This is a genomic window from Streptomyces sp., from assembly GCF_036566765.1.
Classification (GTDB): Bacteria; Actinomycetota; Actinomycetes; order Streptomycetales; family Streptomycetaceae; genus Streptomyces.
In genome coordinates this window covers 1-2,122 of the sequence record NZ_DATCVQ010000044.1, presented here as the reverse complement: position 1 = coordinate 2,122, position 2,122 = coordinate 1, and the positions used below count along the sequence as shown (strand labels likewise).

Annotated in this window: 6 protein-coding genes; all 6 read left to right on the top strand. The window is 69.4% G+C overall.

Annotated features, from left to right (window positions below):
- Positions 1-4: 4 nt before the first annotated feature.
- The 6 genes from VIU94_RS02175 (at position 5) to VIU94_RS02155 (ending at position 2,019) form a co-directional block, all read left to right on the top strand.
- A complete protein-coding gene (locus VIU94_RS02175) occupies positions 5-166 on the top strand; it encodes a DNA cytosine methyltransferase (protein WP_331906894.1) in 162 nt (53 codons plus the stop codon).
- A gap of 11 nt (positions 167-177) precedes the next feature.
- Positions 178-447: a hypothetical protein gene (locus VIU94_RS02170; protein ID WP_331906892.1), complete on the top strand. Its 270-nt coding sequence runs from the start codon at positions 178-180 to the stop codon at positions 445-447.
- Positions 448-489: 42 nt separating this feature from the next.
- Positions 490-729 (top strand): hypothetical protein, encoded by a 240-nt coding sequence (locus tag VIU94_RS02165; protein ID WP_331906890.1) that lies wholly within the window; start codon positions 490-492, stop codon positions 727-729.
- Positions 730-798: 69 nt separating this feature from the next.
- Positions 799-1,302: an HNH endonuclease gene (locus VIU94_RS44915; protein WP_524540619.1), complete on the top strand. Its 504-nt coding sequence runs from the start codon at positions 799-801 to the stop codon at positions 1,300-1,302.
- Positions 1,299-1,442 carry a hypothetical protein gene (locus VIU94_RS02160; protein WP_331906888.1) on the top strand — a complete coding sequence of 48 codons (144 nt, stop codon included), beginning with the start codon at positions 1,299-1,301 and terminating at the stop codon, positions 1,440-1,442. The genes VIU94_RS44915 and VIU94_RS02160 overlap by 4 nt, the downstream gene beginning before the upstream one ends.
- A 163-nt stretch (positions 1,443-1,605) precedes the next feature.
- Positions 1,606-2,019 carry a hypothetical protein gene (locus tag VIU94_RS02155; RefSeq protein WP_331906886.1) on the top strand — a complete coding sequence of 138 codons (414 nt, stop codon included), beginning with the start codon at positions 1,606-1,608 and terminating at the stop codon, positions 2,017-2,019.
- The last annotated feature ends 103 nt before the right edge of the window (positions 2,020-2,122 follow it).

The following is a 2,122-nucleotide window of genomic DNA, read 5'->3' as shown; positions in this document are numbered from 1 at the left end:
CGGTGTGCTCCAGACGTTCCCCGCCGACTACCCGTGGCAAGGCCCCAAGACCCGCGTCGCCCGCCAGATCGGCGACGCCGTCCCCCCGCTGCTTGCCGCGCACATCGTGTCCGCCGCCACCGGCATCCCCATGCCGGCCACACAGCCCGCACTCAACGCCGCCTGAAGGAGAACCACATGCCCGACACCCAGCCCCGCGAAGGCCGCTGCCAGCACTGCCAGCAGATCCGGCCGCTGTTCCGCCACGAAGGCGAGCTCCAGTTCTGGGGCTACAACCCCGGCGACGCCGCATGGCTCTGCGCCCGCGACTACAGCGCCCGCGAGACCGCCATCGAAAACGACCAGCCGTTCCACATCGAGACCGGACTGATCGTCTTCCCCGAACACGAGCCCCGCACCCAAGCCTTCGGCCCCGACGGCGAAATCCCACTCAGCCCCAGCGCCTGACCGCTCATCCGGTTCCACCACCACACACCCAGGAGACCCGACATGCCCGAGACCGCTCCCGACACCGTGACCGTCGACTGCATCGACATCGAGCTCGACAACGGCGAGAACCTGCTCGACCTCGGCGTAGGCAACTACCTCGAAGTCACCGAGCCCATCGCCGGTATGTGCCCCGGCTCCTGGGTTCTCGTCGCTTACGAGGGTGACGGAGACGCCTGGTCCACCCGGGCCCAGCTCCGGCACCTCACCGCCGAAGAGATGCGCGCCCGCCGTACCGCCTGAGCACGCAGCAGCCCGGCCCGCAGGCAGCGCGGGGCGGGCCGGCCATCAGCATCCACGCCTAGGAGACCCATGTCGAACAGAACGCCGAGGCCGTTCCCCGAAACGCGAGACCGCTTCATGACGAAAGTGACCAAGACGGAGACCTGCTGGATCTGGAATGCGGCCGTCAACCAATACGGGTACGGCAGGTTCTCAAACGGATCCACCGTAGGTGCCCATCGGGCCAGCTACCGGATCTTCGTCGGCGCCATACCGGACGGAATGCATATCGATCACCTGTGCCACAACCAAGACGCAGGCTGCCCTGGTGGCGTCTCCTGCCAGCATCGGCGGTGCGTTAACCCAGATCATCTTGAAGCCGTGACGACACGCGTGAATCTGCTCCGCGGCAAGACGGTTACGGCCGCATCTGCCAGTAGAACCTGCTGCCCCAAGGGTCATCCATACGACACGGCCAACACGATCATCCAGGGAGACGGGAAGCGCCGGTGTCGCACTTGCAGGCAAGCAATGGCGCGGCGCCGCAACAGATCAAAGACCCTCCGCCGCCTCGCCGACGGGCCCGCGTCATGACCGCCGTCCTCGACTACGTCGCGGCGGTCGCCGAGTTCGCCGCCTGGTGGACCCTCGCCAGCCTCACCGCCGGCCTCCTCCTCGCCCGCCTCGGCCGAGCACTCCGCAAGCCCCACCCCACACCACCGGAGCACCGATGACCCAGCCCGGCAAGACCTGGGAGTCCTGGCGCGAGTGGCAGGACGAGACATGGCAACCACCTGCCGACACCAGCACACCGGGGATGAACGCCCCGCAGCCTCCACCCATCCCCAACCGCGCCACCCGCCGGGCCTTGTACCGAGCCAGGAAGGACCGCCGACGTTGAGCCCCCGCCCCATGGCCGAGCGCGTCGCCCGCGCCCGGGCCCGCGCCACCCGCCGCGAGACCCTGCTCATCCTCCTCAACCGAGCCGACCGCCTGTCCGCCGCCGAAGCCGCCCGGCTTGCCAAGTACGCCCGCGCCGAGCTCGCCGAGGCAGACGAGCTGCGGCGCACTGTCCAGGGCCAGCAGCGCGCCATGCAGGACGCCATCGCACGGACCCGGGCCGCCGAGGCCGCGATCGTCGAAGTCGAGGCCGAGCGGAACCAGGCGCGGGCCGCACTCGAACGCGTCCGCGGCGAGCTGACCGCCATCAACCGAGACGTGCACGGCAAGAACCCCTACGCGCTGGCTGGCCTCCGGACTGCAGCCGCCCGCATCCGCGCCGCCCTCGACGAGCACCAGGAGCAGCCGTGACCGACAGGCCGTACCGGATCCTCGTGACAGGCAGCAGGGACTGGGCCGACTACGACATGGTCCGCGACAACCTCGCCACCGCCGTCTTCCAGAAGGTGCCCGC